The following is a 22,512-nucleotide window of genomic DNA, read 5'->3' as shown; positions in this document are numbered from 1 at the left end:
TCTTAATTAATTTTAAGGGGCTTTTTTTATTAAAACATAAAAATTACAATAAATAAAGGATTAATAAAAGAACAGTATTTTTGAATCGACAAAAAAGCCTTTTATAATATCAAACATCTTATCGCAATATAATATTGAAAACAATGAAAATACATCAGACAAAACTCAAAATGCGTCATTTGTACTTAATCGGTTTTATCTGTATCATTTTTAGCAGTAGTTGTAAAGACAGCTCTGACAAAAAAGAAACAGCACAAATAAACGAGATAAAAGCGTTTAATCTGCTATCCAAAGAGCAATCAGGAATTGATTTCAAAAACACCATAGTCGAAGAAACGCAAGACATGAACTGTTTTAACTTCTTCAATATCTATAATGGTGGTGGTGTTGCTATTGGCGATATTAACAATGATGGTTTGTCCGATATATTCTTTACCGGAAACCAAGTCGATAATGCATTGTATTTAAATGAAGGCGATTTAAAATTTAAAGACATCACAAAAAAAGCAAAAGTTTCTGGCGCTAAAAGCTGGACAACTGGAGTAACGATGGTAGATATAAACGCTGACGGATGGTTAGATATATACGTTTCCATGTCTGGAAGCGAAAAAAGCAGTCCCAGTGAGCGCAAAAATTTGTTATATATCAATAATAAGGACTTAACCTTTACTGAATCTGCTAAAACCTACGGTATTGATGATTCGGCACACACAAATCATGCTGCTTTTTTCGACTATGATAATGATGGCGATTTAGATTTATATACCCTAAACCATCCGCTAGGATTTGGAGATTATATTACCACGCGATTAGAAAAGGCTAAAAACCCTAAAGATTTCGAAACCGATAAGTTATTCCAAAATAACGGTAATAATACGTTTACAGAAGTAACTAATGAAGCTGGTATTAGAAATTACGCTTTCGGATTAAGTGTTTCCGTTGCTGACTATAACAATGATGGTTGGACAGATATCTATGTAGCCAACGATTATTCCGAACCAGACAATTTATATATAAACAACAAGGATGGCACGTTTACGGATAACGTCCATACGTCAATGAAACATATTTCTCAATTCTCAATGGGTAGTGATGCTGGCGATATTAATAATGATGGCTTAAATGATTTGATTGTTGTAGATATGATGGCAGAAGACAATAGACGTAAAAAGACGAACATGCAAGGCATGAACATTCAAGCATTTTATACCAATTATCAACTGGGAAGACATTTACAATACATGCAGAATATGCTTCAACTCAATAGAGGACAAGGAAAATTTAGTGAAATAGCAGAACTCTCAGGCATATCTAATACCGATTGGTCTTGGTCGCCATTATTTTGCGATTTGGATAATGATGGTTGGAAAGATGTATATATAACCAATGGTATAAAACGTGATTTGAGAAATAATGATTTCACAAAAGAACTCAGTAAATATACTAGAGATTACATACAGGAAAACCATAAAACCTTAGCGGAAAAAATACCTTCTGAACCTGTGGATAATTATGTTTACAAGAACATGGGAGATTTAAACTTTAAAAAGCGTAATGCTAAATGGAAGTTTAAATACAAAGGTTACACCAATGGTGCTGCATATGGCGACTTGGATAATGATGGCGATTTAGATTTGGTTATTAACAACCTAGAAGATACTTCAATGGTATTTGAAAATAAGGTAGCTACAGCCAACTACATAAAAGTAAAATTAACAGGAGCAGGTAAAAATACAAATGCCATTGGCGCAAAGGTGACCATTAAAACTAAAAAAGGGATTCAATTTTCCGAAATGCAACCTACACGCGGTTTCTTATCGTCTTCTGAACCTGTATTACATTTTGGATTAGGTGAAGTTAGAGAAATTGATGAAATAAATGTCGCATGGATAAACGGGAAACACACCACACTTAATAAAGTAAAAGCAAATCAAATCGTAGAAATAGATCAGAATGCAAGTGAAAATCAAAAAAGTAAAGACAATGAGATAGTGCTTGGTTTTTCTTTTACAGATGTTACAGAAAAAGCAGGTGTACGTTTTAAACATCATGAACAATTTTACGAAGATTATGATAGAGAGGTATTACTTCCGCAGCGCTATTCTCAAAACGGTCCATTTATAAGTAAAGCTGATGTTAATAATGACGGGTTAGATGATTTTTTTATCGGAGGAGCATCTGGTCAATCTGGAGTGTTGTACATACAGACAACTACCGGAAGATTCATCGAATCTAAGAGCCAACCGTGGAAATCCCATAAATTGCAAGAAGATATGGGAAGCGCATTTATTGATGTTAACAATGATGGTTTCTTGGATTTATACGTCGCTAGTGGTAGTAATGAATGGGAGGAAAATTCAAAAAACTACCAAGATAGATTATACTTAAATGATGGTAAAGGCAATTTCACATACAGCGCAAACAGTATTCCCAAATTAACCAATAGCGGTTCTTGTGTTGTTCCTTTTGATTTTGATAAGGATGGCGATACCGATTTATTTGTAGGCTCAAGGGTTGTTCCGGGCAAATATCCATTAACGCCTAAATCGACATTGCTCGTCAACAATAATGGAATTTTAGTAGATAAAACAATGGATTTAGCACCAGAGCTTCAGAATATCGGTATGGTAACAGACGCTATTTGGGCAGACTACGACAACGATAGCGACAGCGACCTTGTTATTACTGGCGAATGGATGCCAATAACCATTTTTGAGAATGACAACGGAAAGCTTTCAAATAAATACACCCAAACAACATTGCAACATAAAACGGGCTGGTGGTACTCGATTACAAGTGGTGATTTTGATAACGATGGAGACCTAGATTTTATCGCAGGAAACTTAGGCTTAAATTCTAAATACCAAACAGATGATGGCCCTTTAGAAGTATATGCTAAGGACATGGATAATAATGGAACACATGATATTGTTTTAGGATATTACGAAAATAATATTGCCTATCCATTAAGGGGGAAGAGTTGTTCTACGCAACAAGTACCAAGCTTATCTTCCAAAATACCAACCTATGATGTTTTTGGTAATTCATCAGTTAAAGACGTTTATGGAGAGGCATTAGAAGATGCATTCTATAGGAAAGCCAATTGGTTTGCGTCGTCTTACATAGAAAATAGAGGCAATAATAAGTTTAAAATAAGAGCTTTACCCAATTATGCTCAATTTTCGCCAATTAACAAAACAATAGCTATAGACATCAATAAGGATGGAAATTTAGACTTAATCACCGCTGGCAACATGCATAGTGCAGAAATTGAAACTGCACGACATGATGCCTCTTATGGTTTAGTACTTCTCGGAAATGGAAAAGGCAGTTTTAATATTGAAGAAAAACTGCATACACTCTTTGCTGAGGGCGATGTTAAAGATATGGTCTTAATAATGGGTAAAAATGATACACCAATCATTTTATTAGGGCAAAATAATGCACCTCTAAAATTAATGACATTAAAAAAATAAACGTTCAGAACAGTTTTAGAGCATTTAAGAACATTTTAACATATTTTAAGCTTTTTATCGGTAAAATATGTACTTTTGACGAGTATATTGAATTGAACTCATCTTGAATTTTTGGTTTTGACCGAAAATGAGGAGAAATTTGTTTAGATGAGACTATTTTTGAAAGTCATAGCATCGCTACGCCTAAGAAAATAGCTGAAATATAAGCAAATTTAATCCATTTTTTAGGGAACAGAAAACGTCAAGATGAGTTCATAATTAAAAACCCAAATCATGAAACAAAAATTACTTTTTTTTGTACTAATCCTTATTAATAGTTGCCTAGCTATTGCGCAATGTCCTTCACCAAGTGATAACTTTCCGAATTTTGAACGGCCGAATTTAACACCTTCTGCTGCTGGTGAGACCGTATCCAACGGTTCTACTTGGGGTGGTGATTATCACGAAATAGAAGTCATAGCTGGTGAAACGTATAAAATCTCATTAGTTAATTCTGAAGCTGTAGTGGCAGCTGCTTACCCAGACAATCCTAATCCTCAAGTTTGTTTCGATCCTATACTAACAGTTTTCGATAATTCTGGAACAGTTGGTTTTGCAAACTCAACAGGAGCAATAATTGCATTTAATGATGATTCTGCGCCTGGTAATAAGTTTCCAGAACTTGAATTTACTGCAACATATACAGGATCTGTATATGCTTTTATAGATCCTGCGCCAGGTTCAATTGTCCAAGAACCTTTTTATAGTGGGCCAAATGTTGGTACATGCCAAACTGATAATACAACTGTTGCTACTTGCAATACTTTTGCTACAGATAGTACAGGTGTAGAAGTAACATGGATAGATCCATCTACTTTAGGTATTGGGAATCCAAGTTTTGCAGATTTGAGATTTACATTATTAAATGATGAAAGCAATGAGTCTATAACCATTTTAAACCCGAGCCAAGCTATGGTTCAAAACATAGAAATCTATAGTCTTTCTGGTAAAAAAGTAAAGGCCATTGATTTAGATAACGACAATAGTCAATCACAAAAAGTAAATGTTAGTAATTTATCTTCTGGTATATATATTATGTCTATTAATGCTAATTATAGAAGCATCAAAAAGAAGTTTCTAATAAAATAATTATATTTAAATAAAATGAATACCAAAGGTTGTCTAGAATTAAAGACAACCTTTTTTATATTAAATACTGTTTTGAAAAAATATACACTTATTGTTTGTGTTCTTGTTTTTGGCTGTAAAAAGACAGAGCATTTGCCTGAAAATAAACAAAACAATGATGACACATCTCAAATTGTTAAAGAATTAAAAGCTTTGGTAGATAATGGCCAACCTAAAGACTATTATCATTGGAACAAAAAAGAAGCAGAATTACTGTTAAGCCAAATTAATGTTGGTAGTCCGCAGCAGCAAATAAACACTTGGTTTGACTATTGTAAACAATCCTTATATGCTGGTAATAGTCAAACGTGTATCGATGAACTTAGTGGTTATTTTAATCAACAAAATGGAACTTATCAAGACATCCTTAATGAAAACAATAAAGCAATGTTCGAGTTATTGGCTTTAGCTTGGTTAAGATTGGGAGAACAGGAAAATTGCCAAAACAATCATTCAGCGCAATCGTGTATAATTCCTCTAAAAGAAGAGGGCGTACACCAATTAAAAAATGGTTCTCAAAATGCTATTGAAATATATAGTTTATTGCAAGATAAGTTTCCAAGTCCTAAATACAAATGGCTACTTAATGTGGCTTATATGACGTTGGGCAATTACCCAAATAATACACCTTCCAAATACAAGTTAGATATACCAAGCAAAACCGAACAAGAAGATTTTCCTGCATTTAAAAATATTGCTATGGATGTTGGGTTGGCTCAAGATGGTTTATCAGGTGGTACATGTATAGATGATTTTAACAACGATGGATTCCTCGACATTTTTACGACATCTTATGGGATGCAAGACAATGTACAGTTGTATTTAAACAACGGAAATGGTGGGTTTTCCAATGTAACAGAGAGTTCAGGTCTTACGGGGATTGTAAGTGGTCTTAATTGTATTCAGGCAGATTATAATAATGATGGTTTCAAGGATATTTTAATATTAAGAGGAGCTTGGTTAAAGGAAGCAGGAACACATCCCAATTCACTTTTAAAAAATAATGGAGATGGCACGTTTCAAGATGTCACATATACTTCCAAACTGATATCGCATCATCCAACACAAACAGCAAGTTGGGGAGACTTTAATAACGATGGACATATTGATTTGTTCATTGGTAATGAGAGTACAAGAAATGACGAACATCCTTGTGAATTATTTCGTAATAATGGCGATGGAACATTTACTGAAATAGCTGCTCAACATGGTCTTGGTAATATTAACGCTTACGTAAAAGGTGTGACTTGGGGAGATATAAACAATGATGGCTGGTTAGATTTATACATATCCGTTTTAGGAGGTAAAAATTTGTTGTTTAGAAATGATAAAGGAACATTTAGTGACATCAGTAAGATTGCAGGAGTAAGCGACCCGTTCTTCAGTTTCCCTTGCTGGTTTTGGGATGTAAACAATGATGGTTATGAAGATATTTTTGTGAGTGGGTATGACCTTAGGTATTATGACAATTTAGCTTCAGAATATGCAAAAGAGCTTCAAGGTATAGACATTTCTTCAGAAAAACCAAGACTCTATTTAAATAATGGTGATGAGACTTTTACAGAATCTGCTGAAAAATTTGGTATTTCAAAAACGATGTTTGCTATGGGTTCAAATTTTGGTGACCTCGACAATGATGGTTATCTCGATTTTTATGTTGGTACTGGAGCGCCAGATTTTAGCACCATTGTTCCTAATAGGATGTTTAAAAATGTGTCTGGCAAACGATTTGAAGAAGTCACTTCGGCTGGCAACTTTGGACATATTCAAAAAGGACATGGCATTGCTTTCGCAGATATTGACAGAGATGGAGACCAAGATATTTATGCAGTTATGGGTGGCGCTTACGAAGGTGATAGTTTTATGAATATTCTTTATGAAAACCCAATATCAAAAAACAACTGGATTGTTATAGCCTTAGAAGGTTTAAAAACTAATAAAAGTGCAATAGGAACTAGGTTAGAATTAACTTTAAACACTAATCAAAAATTGTATAGAACCATCACTTCAGGTGGCACTTTTGGAGCTTCGCCTTTACAACAAGAAATTGGTTTAGGTAAAGCAACTAATATTAAAACGCTTAAAGTTTACTGGACCAACAACGAAATTCAAATATTTAATGATATTAGTCCCAATCAAAAAATTCTAATTATTGAAGGTTCAAATAGCAAACAATCTATAGATTATCAATCGTTTCGTTTTGAAGCGAAACATCACCATTAACGAAATTTTATGGCATTAGTAGTATATAGATGTTGTGTCAAGTTAAAAACTAGAAAATTTCAAAAAACCACAAATTCATTCGTTGTTTTTTCCTTTAACTTCATAAAAAACCAAATACTAATCATTAGTATTTATAATTCATATATTTGAAATAAATAAAAATATTCCATTTAATTAGTCTTAGTATTCAAAATTGTCAATAACAAATAAAGACCTTGCGTTTCTTTAACAAACTCATCTTATTGTTTTTTTTAATGTTATTTGCGAGCTGTTCAAATAACACTAAATCTAATGTTCAAGTTTCCAAAAACAATTATGATTTAACACACTATAATTTTGGAGCATCAAAATATGTTTTTACAGATAGTATAGCGTTTTATTGGAAACAATTTCCTTTCGATGAAACAGAACAATTTAATACTTTACAATTACAAAACCCCGAATATTTACCATTTTCTAGTTGTTCTTGGAAAGAGTTAAATTATCCTGCCAAAGGCTATGGTACTTATCGTTTTCATATTACATTGCCCGATACTATAAACCAATACGCAATAAGTACGCTAAGAGTTAAAACATCTTCTGAAATTTGGGTAAATGGCACAAAAATTAAAGAACTAGGGAAACCTTCTAAACTGCAAACAGAAGCTAAACCATCTGCATATCCTTTGTACGTTAATCTGCCTAAGGAAAAAGAATTGGATATTATTATTCCTATTTCAAATTACCATCATAATAGGGGTGGTGATTTTACAACCGCATTTGTTATCGGTTTAAGCGATAAGATATTCGGTAAACAATTAAAAAAAAGTATAGTAGAAGCATCGCTAACTGTTGTAGTATTAATTATAGGTTTATTACAACTATTGTTTTTTGTTTTAAAAGAGGATAAAATTTATTTATACCTTTTTTTAGCCAGTTTTTTTGGTGCTTTTAGGCAAGTATTTGTCGATGAGGTTGTGATTTTGAATTTTTTCCCAGAGCTTAGTTACGATTTTATCCAAAGAACACGATATATCACTTATTTTGTGGCAATCGTTTTTTTAACGTTTTACCTAAGGAAATTATTCAAAGAAAATTTAAGTGATTGGATTGCAAAACTCATCATAATTTGTTTCTCTATAGGAACTGCACTTGTATGTGTACTACCAATATTTAGAACAACACAAATCGCTGTTTTTTTTCAGATAATGACGATTGTTTTTTTAATCTACTTGATAATTTTGGCAGTAAAGCTATACGTCAATAAAAGTCCATATCGTAAATACTTAATTTTCAATGTCATACTAGTTTCCTTATTGATTATTAACGATGTGTTGTTCGCAAATGGCATCATTAGAACCATGTTTTTATCTAATTACACCATCTTGTTATTTGTAAGTATTCAAGCCATTTACAATTATAAATCTCAAGTTGAAACCGAAAGCGCAAATAAATATATGAACTTTCAAGTACAACAAAAAGAACTGATGGTCAAGGAAATTCATCATCGTGTAAAAAATAATTTTCAAATTGTATCGAGTTTATTGGAGTTACAAACAAAAGGTATAGAAGATGAAAAAGCATTAAAATTAGCCAAAGAAAGTAAGAACAGAGTAAAATCGATGGCCCTAATACATCAGCGCTTATATCAAAACGATGATTTATTGATAGAATTTAATACCTACGTAAAGAGTTTGGTAAGAGATATTTCTTCCATGTACGGAAAAGATAAAAATCCTAAGGTTACTATTACTATTCCAGATTGTAAATTTGATATAGATACTGCAATTCCTTTAGGGTTAATTGTTAATGAGTTGATTACTAATGCTTATAAATATGGTTTCGGATTAAAAGAACAAACGCTTGATATTAGTGTGAAGAAAACAACGAACGGAAACCATATTTTAAAAATTAAAGATAATGGCGTTGGTTTGCCTACCGACTTCAATTTTGAAAAAGCAAAAAGCTTAGGCTTAAGATTAGTGAGAAGGCTTTCAAAACAATTACACGGCACAACAACTTATACTTATAACAATGGTGCTTTATTTTCGGTTGAATTTAAGGATACTAATGCTAGAGCAGCTATAGCATAGGCTTGAGAGTGATTTTAAAAATAAGCCTTCAACTGGACAGTTCCAGTATGTATCGTGTTACTGGTTTCAGTTTTTCTGCCAAAATAACTGAGGTTTAAATCGAGGAATTTAGTGAGTTTTTTTTGTGCCAGTAAAGTCCAAGTAAAGTTTTTACCCGGTTGCAAACCTTCCAGCATTTGGTAGGCAACTGGCGTGTTTGGGCTACCATCAAAATTGTTCGAGAAATAATTTACTTCGCCGTTTACAGCGCCTTTTTCATTTTTGGAAAAGTTAAAACCTATTCCGAATTTTTGCTGTTTTAAAGTTTCCAATCCGCCAATGGTATTGTCTTTTGTAGTGTATTGGTAAAACACATCAAAACGGCTATTTTCATTGAATAGATAAGACAATTTAGGGTTGAGTAATGCTTCGTTAAATTTGAAATTCTTGCTGACAAAGTTTTCACTTGTACTTTTGTTTGAACCTAGTGTAGATTGAAAATTAACCAACCAGTTTTCTGAAAGTTTGTGATTAAAATTAAGTTGATGACTTCTTAAATTATTTTCCAATAAGCCAACAGAAAGCGTATTGCTCGATTTATTGGAAAGATACGTGTATGACGTGGTGTAGTATTGTTTTCCTCTGTTAAAAAACAAGACGTTTCTAAAGTTAAGCTGCAAGCCTAATTGATTTTTAGCATCACTTTCAAACGGGTTTAAATTGAAATTACTACCATTTCTCTGTATTTTTCGATCAATTAAATAACTGGTTTGGTTGTAAAAATGAGACCAAAATTTTTCTGACTTGTTTTCTGAAACGCGCCATTGCGCAGGATTTATGGTCAACGTTTGGCTAAATCTGTTTTGGTGTGTTTTTATAAATACCCGATTGGGAAGTAGAACTCTTATATAACTCCCTTGATCTTGAAATTGAGCGATTTCAAACTCTTCTAATTCCTGTATGCCATTGTTATTATAATCTATCCAAGTGTAAGTGCCTTGCCCATGTTCTACTTCAACATAGGTAAAGTCCTGTTGTGGTAAGTAGCCAGAATTGGTTTCAAAAACCGTATTCCATTGCACGATCTGTTTGAATAATTTTTGGTTGAATTGCAATCTAGAATTTAATGAGTTCTCGTCTTCAATGGTTTCATCTTCATGGTTTAAAGTTCTGTAATTTGCATAAAGTGATAAATTTGTGTTTTTATTCTGAATGATTTTTGAATCAATATAAAACGTATTTGAGGTGTTTACCTTTTGCAATTGATTGTTGCGAATACTATCATTAACCCTATTTTTATAACCAATTTGAGCAAATACTTTTGTGCTGTCTCCCACACCAAAAAAGGCTTCGTAAGCTTTAAATTTCTGGCTTAAGGGTGTTAGGTTCTGTGTAGCGATTTCAGTTTGTTCATTATCTTCAATTGAAAACTTACTACCAACCCAACTTTTTTTCATGCCGTAAGTAACAGCATTGTAAGACCTTAAAAAAGTTGACTTATTTAGGCTTGATTCGGCATTTAAAAAACTGGAATGTGACATGATCCTAAATTTATTTAACAACAAATCCGCATTCGCAATATGCCTGCTGCCATTAAAGCCCGTTGCAAAATTTAAATATTCGAATTGATAATTAATTTGTCCTTTTTTAAAATGAGATAAGTTTAAGCCGGAATTTAACAACGTTTGAGTGCCTAAATCCCCCACACGCTGATTGCCTCTAGGTTGTTCTAAATTCCAATCGCGATTAAATTCGGCGTTATATAAAATTTCAATACTTCTAAAATTATCCTGAATATAATCTGTATCTAAATAGGCACTCAAATTCCATAAGCTATCTCTTTTGATTAAAGTTTGATTTATTTTCAGTTTTCCCGCAAAACCATCGTTGTTCTGGTCATCTTCATTAGAAAATAAATTCAAATCGTTTTTACTACCTGCCAATTCAAAATTAATGTTTGTTTTTTCAGAAGGTGTATAGCTTCCATTTACAACTGCTAATTGTAATTTTGTTGGTGCAATGAGCTGAATAACAGGCGCATAATTTCCTGCATTTGGTCCAATATATTTATAAATTGTGTTTATGGTATTAGAGAAATCATCACTTATATTATAATCGCCTTGATTTGCACCAACAAGCGTAAATGAAACTCGATACAATTCATCATCTGGATTATTTGAAAACACAAACACTTCATTGCCGCCAATAATTTCTTTTTTATACAGAATTCTATTCTCGCTAAACGATTCTAAAACTTCCGAAGGCGCAATCATTTGAGACCTATCATCCCCAGCATTTGCTAAGACTTGCACTTGTTCTTCAGATAAATTTTGCTGTAAAGGCTGATTTTTGGCATCATTTTCAGAATACACAGAAACACCTATTCTTAATTTTTCACTTTTATAATTCGCACCACCATAAGCTACCAATCGCGAATAATTTCTATCGCTAAATTGATAATCGACCGTAATTCTCATTTCAGAAGTAATAGGAAATGTAGTATTGAAAATAATTTCGCCTGCATTATAATCGATAATATAATCTTTATCCTCGCCACGTTCTACGGCAACACCATTCACATAAACGGTTTCACTCCCTGAAACAATAAGCACAAACAATTGTCCGTTTTGTCCTTGCAATTTATAAGGCCCTTGGTTGCCTTCCAAAGCAGTAAACTGACTTGTGGTAAACTGACCTCTAACCAATGCTCCAGCTGCAAAAAGTTGCGTTTCTGCATCTTCGTCACCTAAACTAGCATTTACCGATAATCCTTGCACACGTTTAGAGAATTCAGCAAAATAAGAATTGTTGTTTTGGAGATCGATATCGCCCGCACGAATGTTCCAACGTTCACTATATAATTCAATAAAAACCTGATCGAATTCATCCAAACGCTGACTATATCCACTTTCTTGCAATGGAATATTGGCATCTTGAATAGACGCCCGCAAAGACACCTTATCATTCAGTTTTCCTGTAATCTGTAAATCTAATTCGCTATTTAAAACAGAGTTTTGATTGTTTCCGACGGTAACACCCCTTGAAATACTCCCGGAAGTTGTCAACCCATCAAAAGGCACAAAGTTTCTGGTGGTGTTGGGTTGCGATAGTTGGTATAGTTTTTTAATGCCATCATTGTTTTTCACAATAATACTTTCATCCAGTTGTTGATAGGTTTTGGTTAAGAATTTTGGAAATTTTAGGTAATTGATGATTAATGAATCTGTTTCTACAGGTTTTTTAAGCGTCAACTTTGCTTCGGAAAAATCAATAGCATAAAAAGAAGAATCCATGGGGTTTCCAGCTTTAGTTTTAACTGAAAACCAGCTAGAATTTATACTTACACTATCGATAACAATGGTGTCTCTAATGGCTACTTTTTTAGTTTGATACTTGCTGCTTTGGTCTTGGGCGAAACCGCCAAAACTTAATAGGAGTAGAATAAATAGTAGGAAACACTTCATTGGATATTTAAACTGTAAATAGTCTAAAATATTTTGTTAATAGAATTCGTTAAAACTCCTTACGTTATTTATAGCGTAAAAGTAACGTATTATTTATTTTAGCTGAAACTAGATTTGTTTCCTAGTGAAAACAAATCTATCCTGACGAAGGTCAGGATCTTTCAAAATTTAATTTGGAACATATGAAAATTATATCATACAACGTTAACGGTATTCGAGCAGCATTAAATAAAGGCTTTATAGATTGGTTAAAAAGCGCCAATCCAGATGTGGTTTGTTTACAAGAAATAAAGGCAATGGAAGAGCAGTTGGATTTAACGTTGTTTGAAGAAGCTGGCTATAAATACCACTATTGGTTCAGCGCTCAAAAGAAAGGCTATAGTGGTGTTGCTATTTTGAGTAAAATAGAACCAAATCATATAGCATACGGAACAGGAATAGAATCAATGGATTTTGAAGGGAGAAACATTCGTGCAGATTTCCCTGATGTTTCGGTAATGAGTTTGTATTTGCCGTCTGGAACCAATGATTTACGCTTAAATCACAAACTGGAGTATATGGCTATGTTTCAGGACTATATCAATAATCTAAAGAAAGATATTCCAAATCTGGTAATTTGTGGCGATTATAATATTTGTCATGAAGCCATAGATATCCATAACCCAAAAATGAAAGGTGTTTCAGGGTTTTTACCTGTTGAACGTGAATGGATAGGCGATTTTATAGATAGCGGATTTATAGATTCATTTAGATACCTAAATCCTGAATTACAACAATATAGCTGGTGGAGTTATCGCGCAAATTCGCGAGCAAACAATAAAGGTTGGCGTTTAGATTATGCGATGGTTTCGCAATCCTTACAAGAAAATATAAAAAGAGCCGTTATACTAACCGAAGCAGTACATAGTGACCATTGTCCAATTCTGTTAGAAATAGGGGATTCCATATAAAATCAATTAAAAACAATCAAACAATGATTAAAAATAGTTTATCAATTTTAGCAGTAATGGTGCTCGTAACATCTTGCGTGTCGCCAAAAGTGTATAAAGATTTAGAGAGTAAGTATGCTACTTTAAAGCAGGAAAATAGAAAATTGTCTAAAAACAATGAAAAACTAAGTTCATGGCAAAATGAGGCTAAAAATGAGCTAGCTCAATTAAAGGCCGATTACGAAAAAGCAGTAGCAGAACGCGACAAATTAAAAAGGGATTACAACGCGACAAAATCCAATTTAGATGCTCTGAAGGCGTCATATGCGGCGTTAGAGAAAAACAGTTCTGATGCTATTGCGAAAAATTCTAAAAAGAATAGAGAACTTTTGGCCGAATTGGAAGCAAAAGAACAAGCCCTTACAGCCGAAAATGCGCGCTTGGAAAAGTTAAAAAAAGCATTAGAAGAACGTTCTAGCCGTATCGCAGAATTAGAAAATGTTATTTCGTCTAAAGATGCTGCCATGACACAATTGAAAAACGCAATTTCTCGCGCCTTAACCGATTTTGAAGGCAAAGGTTTAACGGTAGAACAACGTGGAGGAAAGGTTTACGTTTCTATGGAAAACAAATTATTGTTCGAGTCTGGAAGTTGGGCAGTTGGTGCCGATGGCCAAACAGCCGTAAGAAGTTTAGGGAATGTATTGGCCGAAAATCAAGATATTGCTGTTTTAATTGAAGGACATACCGATAATGTGCCCTATTCTGGAAATGGACAATTGACTAGCAACTGGGATTTATCTACTAAGCGAGCTACGGCAATCGTAAATATTCTAAGGGAAAATACTGCTATAAATCCAGAAAATTTAACAGCAGCAGGACGTGGCGAATATGCACCAATAGCCTCAAATGACACGCCAGAAGGTAGAGCGAAAAACAGACGTATAGAAGTGATTTTAACCCCTAAGTTAGATGAATTGTCTCGTTTGTTGAATGAGCAATAAAATTCCTGTGGAGGAAGGAATCTCAGAATTAAAGATTCATATTATAAAAACCGTTAAAAGCTCTTAGAGCTTTTAACGGTTTTTTATCTTTGTATCAATCAAAATTAAAAAGTGATTACAATTTGTCAATGCCCATAGTATTTACGCTTTTTTAGAATTTTACAGGGCTCGCGTTGTCCCCTTGAGGGGACTTTAGGAGTGTCATTTATGCTATTAATAAGCGATATCACGTTAATAAATTAACCTAATAAAATAGATTCCCGCCTTCGCGGGAATAGAAATATGAAATACACAACACTACCAAACACCACTATAAAAGTCAGTAAAATATGTCTAGGCACCATGACATTTGGCAATCAAAATACAGAAGCTGAAGGTCATGCTCAACTAGATTACGCTTTAGATAAAGGCGTAAATTTTATCGATACTGCGGAATTATATCCAGTACCAGCAACTGCTGAAACTAGTGGGTGCACAAGTGAAATTGTCGGCACTTGGTTGAAAAAATCAGGAAATAGAGATAAAGTAGTTTTGGCTACAAAAATTGCTGGTAGCGGCGATTATACAGCACATATAAGAACAACTGGTTTCAGTCCGAATGCCATAAAAGAAGCCGTAGAAAAAGAATTAAAACGTTTACAAACCGATTATATCGATTTGTTTCAATTGCATTGGCCAGAACGAGATACCAATAGATTCGGAGTTAGAGATTATAAACTAGACACTAAATGGGAAGATAATTTTAATGAAATTTTGCACAGTCTAGAGGGTCAGATCAAGGCAGGTAATATTGGAAATATCGGAATTTCCAATGAAAATTCTTGGGGCACCATGCGCTATTTAGAGGAACATAAAAACAATAATTTACCTAGAATAAGTACCATTCAAAATGCATATTCTCTGTTATGCAGAACTTTTGAAACGGATTTGGCTGAGGTATCTTTAAGAGAAAATGTTGGGTTATTGGCCTATTCGCCAATGGCTTTTGGTGTGCTATCTGGTAAATATTTAAAAGGAAATGCTGGCGACGATACACGATTAAAACTGTTCCCAAGGTTTGCAAGATATAGTAGCGACCAAGCTACGGAAGCCACAAAACGTTATTTGGAAATTGCTGAAGCCAACAACATGAGTCTAGCGCAAATGAGTTTAGCGTTTGTACACCAACAACCATTTGTAACAAGCACCATTATTGGTGCAACAAAATTAGACCAGCTCAAAGAAAATATTGAGAGTATTGATGTGGTTTTGAGTGATGCCATTTTAGAGGAAATTAATGCGGTTCATCAGGTTATTTCTAATCCTGCTACTTGATTTTTATGGTTAAACTTTTTAGAGTACGCTTCCGCTAAGCAGGAACTCACGGTAGCGTTTAGGCTTTTTTTATTTCTTAATAACTTGTTTAGTAATCTGTCCTCTATCAGTTTTTATTTTAACAAAATACATACCCGAAGATATTTCAGAAAAATTGATATTTGTATTATTCGTTTCGATTATTTTTTTACCAAGCGACGAATACACTAGAATATTCTCAATAGTTAAATTTTGGGTGTTCTTAATTATCAACTCTTCTTTAACTGGGTTAGGATACATTGAAAACTCTAAATCTAAACCATCTTCTGTAGTTAAAAGAAGGCTGTCTTTAATAACAATTTCAAAATTACCAGCAATTTTAGCACTTTTTTTATTACTTACCTTGCTAACTAAACTACCACTATTATCAAACCACACTTGAACAAAATAATTGGTATTTGCAGTAACAGAAATCCCATTGACGGCATTTGCTCCACAAGCTCCAGCCACTTGTGTTAAAGAGCCACAAGTCCCCTCCCATAGTTGTAATGAGTAACCACCATTTACCAATATATCAATCATTGACAATGCTCCTGTATTAAAAGAAAACCAAATATCAGCTCTAAATTGGCTATCTATATTACATGATGGGACATAAGTTGAAATAGTAGAAAATCTATTAGAGGCAATTAAAGGTTCGCCGAGTATTAACTCATCCGCACCTTCACAGTTATCATTTTCTGGTATTAAAGTTTCACAAACACTTTCAACTTCAGCAATATCAATACATCCAGAAGCATTATTTTCAACCATAATTGCATTTGGGTTATTTACTGAATCCCATTGAGATAAAAAATAACAAACAGGATTAATATTACAGGTGGATAGGGAAGTATTATTAATTATGAATACTTTGTTAACAATATTTGTATCGTTTAATGCTGTTACATCTTGCAACAGGGCATTATTATCAATTGATAAAGAATAAACTTTATCAATTGAGTTTAATCCATCAAAACTTTCCAAAGATGAATTGTTTTCTACATAAAAATCTCCAGATGATTCGAAAGCAGTTAAACCATTAAAATCTATTAAACCATCATTATTTTTAATAAATACATCATCTGCCCAAGTTAAACTTTCTAGACCATTAAGACTACTTAGAGCATCATTATTATCTATTATAAAGTCATCCGCTAATGGATTTGTAACATTATTAAGTCCTTGTAAGCTCTCTAACAAAGGGTTGTCTTTAATAATGATTGAATCTCCAACTTCTCCCGATAGTCCCGACAAACCCAATATATTAGTAAGAAGTGCATTATTTTCAATAACAAGATTTCCAAACTGCATGACACTTATATTTTCTAAACCGTTTAGGTTAGTTAATAATGGATTGTCTTTTATTGTTAAACCATTGAAAAGAGGACCTATTACACTTGTAATAACAGATAATGGGCTTAAATCCGTTATATCAGAGCCACTAATTGTTAAACCAGACAATATCTCAGAACAGCCAGAGTAGTTTGTCGAGAAGGCATCAACATCTGCCTGAGAACTTAGTACTATATGACTTGTTGGACAAATAGTTGCTGCTTCAATAGTAAAAGTTGCAAATGTATGCGCATTATTCGCACAATCATCAGTTGCTACAAATGTTACTCTAGTTGATATCGTCTCATTACAATCTGAACTTAAACCCTCAAAATCATTAGACCAACTTATACCACTACAATTATCGGTACTAAAGGCGCCTCCATTTGATGCCAACCAAGTATTTAGTTCACCTGTGTTTCCAGCACCATCACAAGTTACAGTCATATCTCTGGCTGAAACCTCAATAAAAGGCGATGTTGTATCCATTATAGAAACAGTTCCAGTAGTTGTGGCAGTATCACCACAAGGATTAATTACCGTAAATGTTACTTGAGCTGTTTCAAAGCAGGAGAAATTAAAACCTGAAAAATCATTAGTCCAAACTAAAGGTTCACAAGTGCTAGAAGCAACGGCAAATCCATTAGATGCTAACCAACTATCTACATCACCTTCACATTCGATGGTTATATCATTAGCCGGTTGAATATCTATTTGGCTAAAACCAATAAATGGAGTAATGGAAAAAAAGAGAATAACGAAATAAAGTAAAAATTTATTCATGTAGTAAGAATTTTTTCTAAAAATAGAAGGTTTTAATAAGTTAAGAGTGTTTTTGTTCTTCATTTCGAGCAAAAGCTTTAGATTTCTGATAAAAAGTGATTTTTATTAACTTCTCCGCTTAGATGAGACAAGAGTAATTGAAAATTAAATCCTTTCAATAAGCTAGGATTGGTGTGCTAAATTAATGCGAAGGGATTGAACGCTATGCTTAATGCCAACGATAATCGGGAGAGTAGTGAAAGCCAAACCCTATCGGGTAACGTCCAAATAAAACCCTAAGCATAATTCAAGTTCTTATATTTTTAAGAATCAATCTAAATTATACATTTCAATCGTATATACAGAAATAATGGCATTATTTATGCGTTATCTACTTTAAGTTTAACTAAATATTATGCAATGAAAACAAAAACCATTTTATTAAAATCGTTTATGATTCTTTCTTTGATTGTGTTAGCTTCTTGTTCTACGGACAATGAGGGTAATGATAATTTAGTCGCCCCCAACCTACCTCCAGAAGCCTCTATGGTAATGGATTTTAACACGTTCAATGGTCAGGCGTCAAAATCAACAGAAAACAAATTCACTCTCCCACCAGATAAAAGCAATTGGCTCTATTCTTCGGTAGTGGTAGGCGTTTGGCACACAGCACTGGTAACTACATTAGCGGTCCCTGTTGCCTCATTTCAAACAGCTTTTCGGCATAAAGCTGAGTATAAAGGAAATGCCGTATGGGAATGGAAATATACTGTAGATGGTTTTACCAGCCAGTATGCAGCGAGACTTACAGGAGAATTGGTTGGAAACGAAGTGCTTTGGAAAATGTATATCACAAAAAGCGGCATTGATGCTTTTGATGAATTTATGTGGTTTTCGGGGACTTCAAAAGTTGATGGCAAAAGTGGGCATTGGATGTTGAACCATAGTGCTGCGTATCCTGAAAACATGTTAAGAATTGATTGGGCTGTTGAAGGTGAAGAAATAGGCAATATAAAATATACCTACGTAAGAGAACTGAACAATGAGCGAGAAACAGACACGTTTAAAAATAGTGCCATTACCTACGGGCTGCAAGCTGGAGATTATGATGCTTTTTATGATGTCTATGTTTATGATAACAACAGCAAGAATTTTGTAAGTGCTGATATGGAATGGCATAGAACAAACCATAATGGTCGTGTAAAAGCTGAATACCATTTTGGGGATACCGATTGGCATTGCTGGGATAACAAAGGAGAAAATGTTGTGTGCCCATAAATAGTGTTCATTTAGCAAAAATTGAAAATAAAAAAAACCCGCTATCTTTAAAAGTAGCGGGTTTTTAATTATTTAAGTCGATTACCATCTTTATCGAAAAAGTGGTATTCTAAATATGTGTAAGCATCGCGGGGTAAAACTTTAACCCATTTTTTGTGTTCTAAAAACCATTTAGAACGTATAGATGGAAAGCCCTTTGTTAAAAAGGCCGCTATAAAAGGATGTGTGTTTAAGGTCAACCTTTTGTAGTCTTTTTTTAATAGTTTTTCAAGATCGTGGTTTATTTTTTGCACTATTCCTATTGGTGCTTCTACCTCAGAACCGTTTAAAACATCGGGATTTTCCTCTCGAGTTTTAATATTCATTTCCGGGCGTGTCCGTTGTCTTGTTATTTGTATCAAACCAAATTTACTTGGCGGCAGTATTTTGTGTTTTGCTCTATCGTCTTTCATTTCATCACGAAGATGGTTGAAGAGCTTCTGCCTGTTTTCAGACTTCGTCATATCAATAAAATCTATCACTATGATACCACCCATATCGCGTAAACGCAATTGACGGGCAATCTCGGTTGCTGAGATCAAATTGACTTCTAAAGCTGTTTCCTCCTGGTTGTTTGATTTGTTTGATCGGTTGCCGCTATTTACATCTACAACATGAAGGGCTTCGGTGTGTTCTATTACCAAATAGGCACCTTTTGTCATGGATACGGTTTTTCCAAAAGAGGTTTTAATCTGTCGTTCAATTCCGAATTTTTCGAAAATTGGAACTTTGTTTTGATACAATTTAACTATTGATTCTTTTTTTGGTGCAATTTCTTGCAAATACTCTTTAATTTGATAGTACAGCGTTTCGTCATCAACCGTAATTCCTGTAAAGGAGTCATTGAATATGTCTCGTAAAATAGACGAGGCTTTATTCATTTCTCCCAATACTTTACTGGGATGATGTGCTTTGTACAGTTTCTTACACATTGCATTCCAACGAAGGAGCAAATTTTGTAAATCGCTATCTAATTCGGCTACTTTTTTGCCTTGTGCTACAGTACGAACAATAATACCAAACCCTTGTGGTGTGATACTTTTTACCAAACGTTTTAAGCGGTCTTTTTCTTCGCGGTCTTCTATTTTTTGAGAAATAGATATGCGATTTGAAAAAGGCATTAAAACAATATATCTACCTGCTATAGACAACTCAGATGTTATCCTCGGGCCTTTGGTAGATATCGGTTCTTTTACTACTTGTACCAGTAGCGATTGATTGGATTTTAAGACGTCGGCAATTTTGCCATCTTTCTCAATATCCTTTTCAAATGGGAAGTTTTTTAAAGAAAAATCTTTTAGTTTACCTGTGCTTACACGTTTTGTGAACTTTAAAAGAGAAGGTAATTTAGGCCCTAAATCATGATAGTGCAAAAATGCATCTTTATCATAGCCTACATTAACAAATGAGGCATTTAGTCCTGGAACAGTTTTGCGTATTTTGGCGATAAACACATCACCAACTGCAAAATTGTTATCATCTTCATCCTTTTGTAATTCAATAAGTTTTCCATCTTTAAGTAAGGCAAAATCAACAGCGTCAGAATTAGAACGAATAATCAATTCTTTATCCATTTTGTTAATTTTAATCCATCACGTTTTAGCGTGACAGATGGATTATACATTATTTTTTGTCACAGGTCCCGACAGTTATCGGGATAATCCGTGGAGTTCAAAATACATCTGCTAGGATGCTAAAAAATTAATGAACTCATTTCAATGAACTTTTTAAATTGTCCCCATTCGGGGATTTTAAAACCCAAAAAAGTAGTTAATCTAACTACTTTTTTTGAATTATTTTTTCTTTTTGTGACGGTTAGCGCGTCTACGTTTTTTACGTTTGTGCGTCGCTACCTTATGTCTTTTGCGTTTTTTACCACTTGGCATAAATAGTGTCTTTTTATTTGATTAATAATTCGTTTTAATACTGAAATAAATTCAGCACTTTGGTGCTTTATTTAACGTCCACATTTGTTTTAACGCCTTCTACAAAAACTTTTGCAGGCTTAAATGCAGGTATGTTGTGAGCAGGTATTTTAATTGTGGTATTTTTAGAAATGTTTCTACCTGTTTTTTCAGCTCTTGTTTTGATAATAAAGCTACCAAAACCTCTTAAATAAACATTGTCCCCACTTTCTAAGGAAGTTTTTACTTCTTCCATAAATGTTTCAACAGTTGCTTGAACATCGCCTTTTTCAATTCCTAATTTTTCTGAAATTTTTGCTACTAAATCAGCCTTCGTCATTATTATATGTTTTAATTTTATTACTATTAATACTTTTAAAAGGGATGCAAATATATGCATTTAATATTCAATATTTCAAACCTAATTCATTAAAATTTAAGATTATAAACGTTTAATTTAGCACTTCGTAGAAATATAATTCATGTCTTTTTCGGAAATTTTAACATACTGGTATTCAGTTAATAAGCGAAATTTGCCTTGGCGAGAAACTCAGAATCCTTATTTTATTTGGTTGTCCGAGATTATTTTGCAGCAAACACAGGTAAAACAAGGGTTGCCATATTATGAAGTTTTTGTAAAACATTTTCCAACCGTTTTTCATTTGGCTAATGCCGATGAAAGTGAAGTGTTAAAATTATGGCAAGGTTTGGGCTATTACTCCCGAGCTAGAAATTTGCATTTTTCGGCAAAGTATATAGTGAATGAACTTAATGGCAAATTTCCCAATACATATAAGGACCTGTTAAAGTTGAAAGGTGTGGGCGATTATACGGCAAGTGCCATAGCCTCGATATGTTTTAATGAACCAGCTGCTGTTGTAGATGGGAATGTATATCGTGTACTCTCCCGATATTTCGGTATTGCTACGCCTATTAATGAAACCAAAGGGATCAAGGAATTTAAGGCTTTAGCTGAAAAATTGATTGACGTTAAAAATCCGGCAATGTTTAATCAAGCCATTATGGAGTTTGGTGCCACCCAATGCACGCCTAAAAACCCAGATTGTTCCGTTTGTCCGTTTAAAGAAAGTTGTGTTGCTTTTAATAAGAACCTCATACAACAGCTTCCTGTTAAATTGAAAAAGCTAAAAGTAAAGAAGCGCTATTTTAATTTTTTGGTATTTCTATCGGAAGATAAAAAAACGAACTTAGAAAAGCGAGAAGGCAAAGGGATTTGGCAAAATTTGTATCAATTTCCGTTAATTGAAACCGATAACGTTGTTGATTATGATGCTTTTCTGAAAATAGTTGGTCAATATTCCGAAGTGAAAAACAAATCTTTTGAGTTGTTACAATATAATGATACACCAAAAATCCATAAGTTATCGCATCAGCATTTATATACAACGTTTTGGATTGTGAATTTGGGTGCTGTAAATGATGGCATTGCTTTCGATAAAATCACATCTTATCCAGTTCCAATTTTGATAGGAAATTTTATAGAATCATTTAATTTTGAATAGTTTAGATAGTTAAATGACAAAAGAC

At 33.7% G+C, this 22,512-nt stretch carries 13 protein-coding genes; 9 read left to right on the top strand and 4 right to left on the bottom strand.

Annotated features, from left to right (window positions below; genetic code table 11):
* The first annotated feature begins 143 nt into the window (after positions 1-143).
* The 4 genes from ABXQ82_RS05555 to ABXQ82_RS05540 all read left to right on the top strand — a co-directional run bounded on the left by ABXQ82_RS05555 (position 144) and on the right by ABXQ82_RS05540 (position 8,938).
* Positions 144-3,476 (top strand): VCBS repeat-containing protein, encoded by a 3,333-nt coding sequence (locus ABXQ82_RS05555; RefSeq protein ID WP_367056104.1) that lies wholly within the window; start codon positions 144-146, stop codon positions 3,474-3,476.
* A 273-nt stretch (positions 3,477-3,749) separates the two neighbouring features.
* The gene (locus ABXQ82_RS05550) at positions 3,750-4,604 is read left to right on the top strand and encodes a T9SS type A sorting domain-containing protein (RefSeq protein WP_367056101.1); all 855 of its coding nucleotides are present in this window, start codon (positions 3,750-3,752) and stop codon (positions 4,602-4,604) included.
* Between the two features lie 72 nt (positions 4,605-4,676).
* The gene (locus ABXQ82_RS05545) at positions 4,677-6,866 is read left to right on the top strand and encodes a CRTAC1 family protein (RefSeq protein ID WP_367056098.1); all 2,190 of its coding nucleotides are present in this window, start codon (positions 4,677-4,679) and stop codon (positions 6,864-6,866) included.
* A gap of 242 nt (positions 6,867-7,108) precedes the next feature.
* Positions 7,109-8,938, top strand: a complete 1,830-nt coding sequence (locus ABXQ82_RS05540; protein ID WP_367056095.1) for a histidine kinase dimerization/phosphoacceptor domain -containing protein — start codon at positions 7,109-7,111, stop codon at positions 8,936-8,938.
* A 14-nt stretch (positions 8,939-8,952) separates the two neighbouring features.
* Here the strand turns inward: ABXQ82_RS05540 and ABXQ82_RS05535 are convergent, their stop codons facing one another.
* A complete protein-coding gene (locus ABXQ82_RS05535; RefSeq protein ID WP_367056092.1) occupies positions 8,953-12,381 on the bottom strand; it encodes a hypothetical protein in 3,429 nt (1,142 codons plus the stop codon).
* A 182-nt stretch (positions 12,382-12,563) separates the two neighbouring features.
* Here ABXQ82_RS05535 and ABXQ82_RS05530 point away from each other — a divergent pair, with 182 nt between their 5' ends.
* The 3 genes from ABXQ82_RS05530 (at position 12,564) to ABXQ82_RS05520 (ending at position 15,628) form a co-directional block, all read left to right on the top strand.
* Positions 12,564-13,331: an exodeoxyribonuclease III gene (locus ABXQ82_RS05530; protein WP_367056089.1), complete on the top strand. Its 768-nt coding sequence runs from the start codon at positions 12,564-12,566 to the stop codon at positions 13,329-13,331.
* Positions 13,332-13,354: 23 nt separating this feature from the next.
* Positions 13,355-14,314, top strand: coding sequence for an OmpA family protein (locus ABXQ82_RS05525; RefSeq protein ID WP_367056086.1), 960 nt, complete (start codon positions 13,355-13,357; stop codon positions 14,312-14,314).
* 282 nt (positions 14,315-14,596) lie between these two features.
* A complete protein-coding gene (locus ABXQ82_RS05520) occupies positions 14,597-15,628 on the top strand; it encodes an aldo/keto reductase (RefSeq protein ID WP_367056083.1) in 1,032 nt (343 codons plus the stop codon).
* A gap of 69 nt (positions 15,629-15,697) precedes the next feature.
* Here the strand turns inward: ABXQ82_RS05520 and ABXQ82_RS05515 are convergent, their stop codons facing one another.
* Entirely contained in the window at positions 15,698-17,764 is a 2,067-nt protein-coding gene (locus tag ABXQ82_RS05515) for a T9SS type A sorting domain-containing protein (protein ID WP_367056081.1), read from the bottom strand.
* 399 nt (positions 17,765-18,163) lie between these two features.
* Between ABXQ82_RS05515 and ABXQ82_RS05510 the strand changes: the two genes are divergently transcribed.
* Entirely contained in the window at positions 18,164-19,021 is an 858-nt protein-coding gene (locus ABXQ82_RS05510; RefSeq protein WP_367056078.1) for a hypothetical protein, read from the top strand.
* Positions 19,022-19,089: 68 nt separating this feature from the next.
* Here ABXQ82_RS05510 and ABXQ82_RS05505 read toward each other — a convergent pair whose 3' ends face one another.
* Together ABXQ82_RS05505 and ABXQ82_RS05500 are read right to left on the bottom strand one after the other, a co-directional pair.
* Positions 19,090-20,634 (bottom strand): Rne/Rng family ribonuclease, encoded by a 1,545-nt coding sequence (locus ABXQ82_RS05505; RefSeq protein WP_367056075.1) that lies wholly within the window; start codon positions 20,632-20,634, stop codon positions 19,090-19,092.
* A gap of 379 nt (positions 20,635-21,013) precedes the next feature.
* Positions 21,014-21,304 carry an HU family DNA-binding protein gene (locus ABXQ82_RS05500; RefSeq protein ID WP_019386001.1) on the bottom strand — a complete coding sequence of 97 codons (291 nt, stop codon included), beginning with the start codon at positions 21,302-21,304 and terminating at the stop codon, positions 21,014-21,016.
* A 142-nt stretch (positions 21,305-21,446) separates the two neighbouring features.
* Here ABXQ82_RS05500 and mutY point away from each other — a divergent pair, with 142 nt between their 5' ends.
* Entirely contained in the window at positions 21,447-22,487 is a 1,041-nt protein-coding gene (mutY, locus tag ABXQ82_RS05495) for an A/G-specific adenine glycosylase (protein WP_367056072.1), read from the top strand.
* Positions 22,488-22,512: the final 25 nt, after the last annotated feature.

Origin of the sequence: Algibacter sp. 2305UL17-15 (assembly GCF_040720935.1) — a bacterium.
GTDB lineage: Bacteria > Bacteroidota > Bacteroidia > Flavobacteriales > Flavobacteriaceae > Jejuia.
The sequence above is the reverse complement of the archived record's forward strand: the minus strand, read 5'-3'. Positions and strand labels throughout refer to the sequence as shown.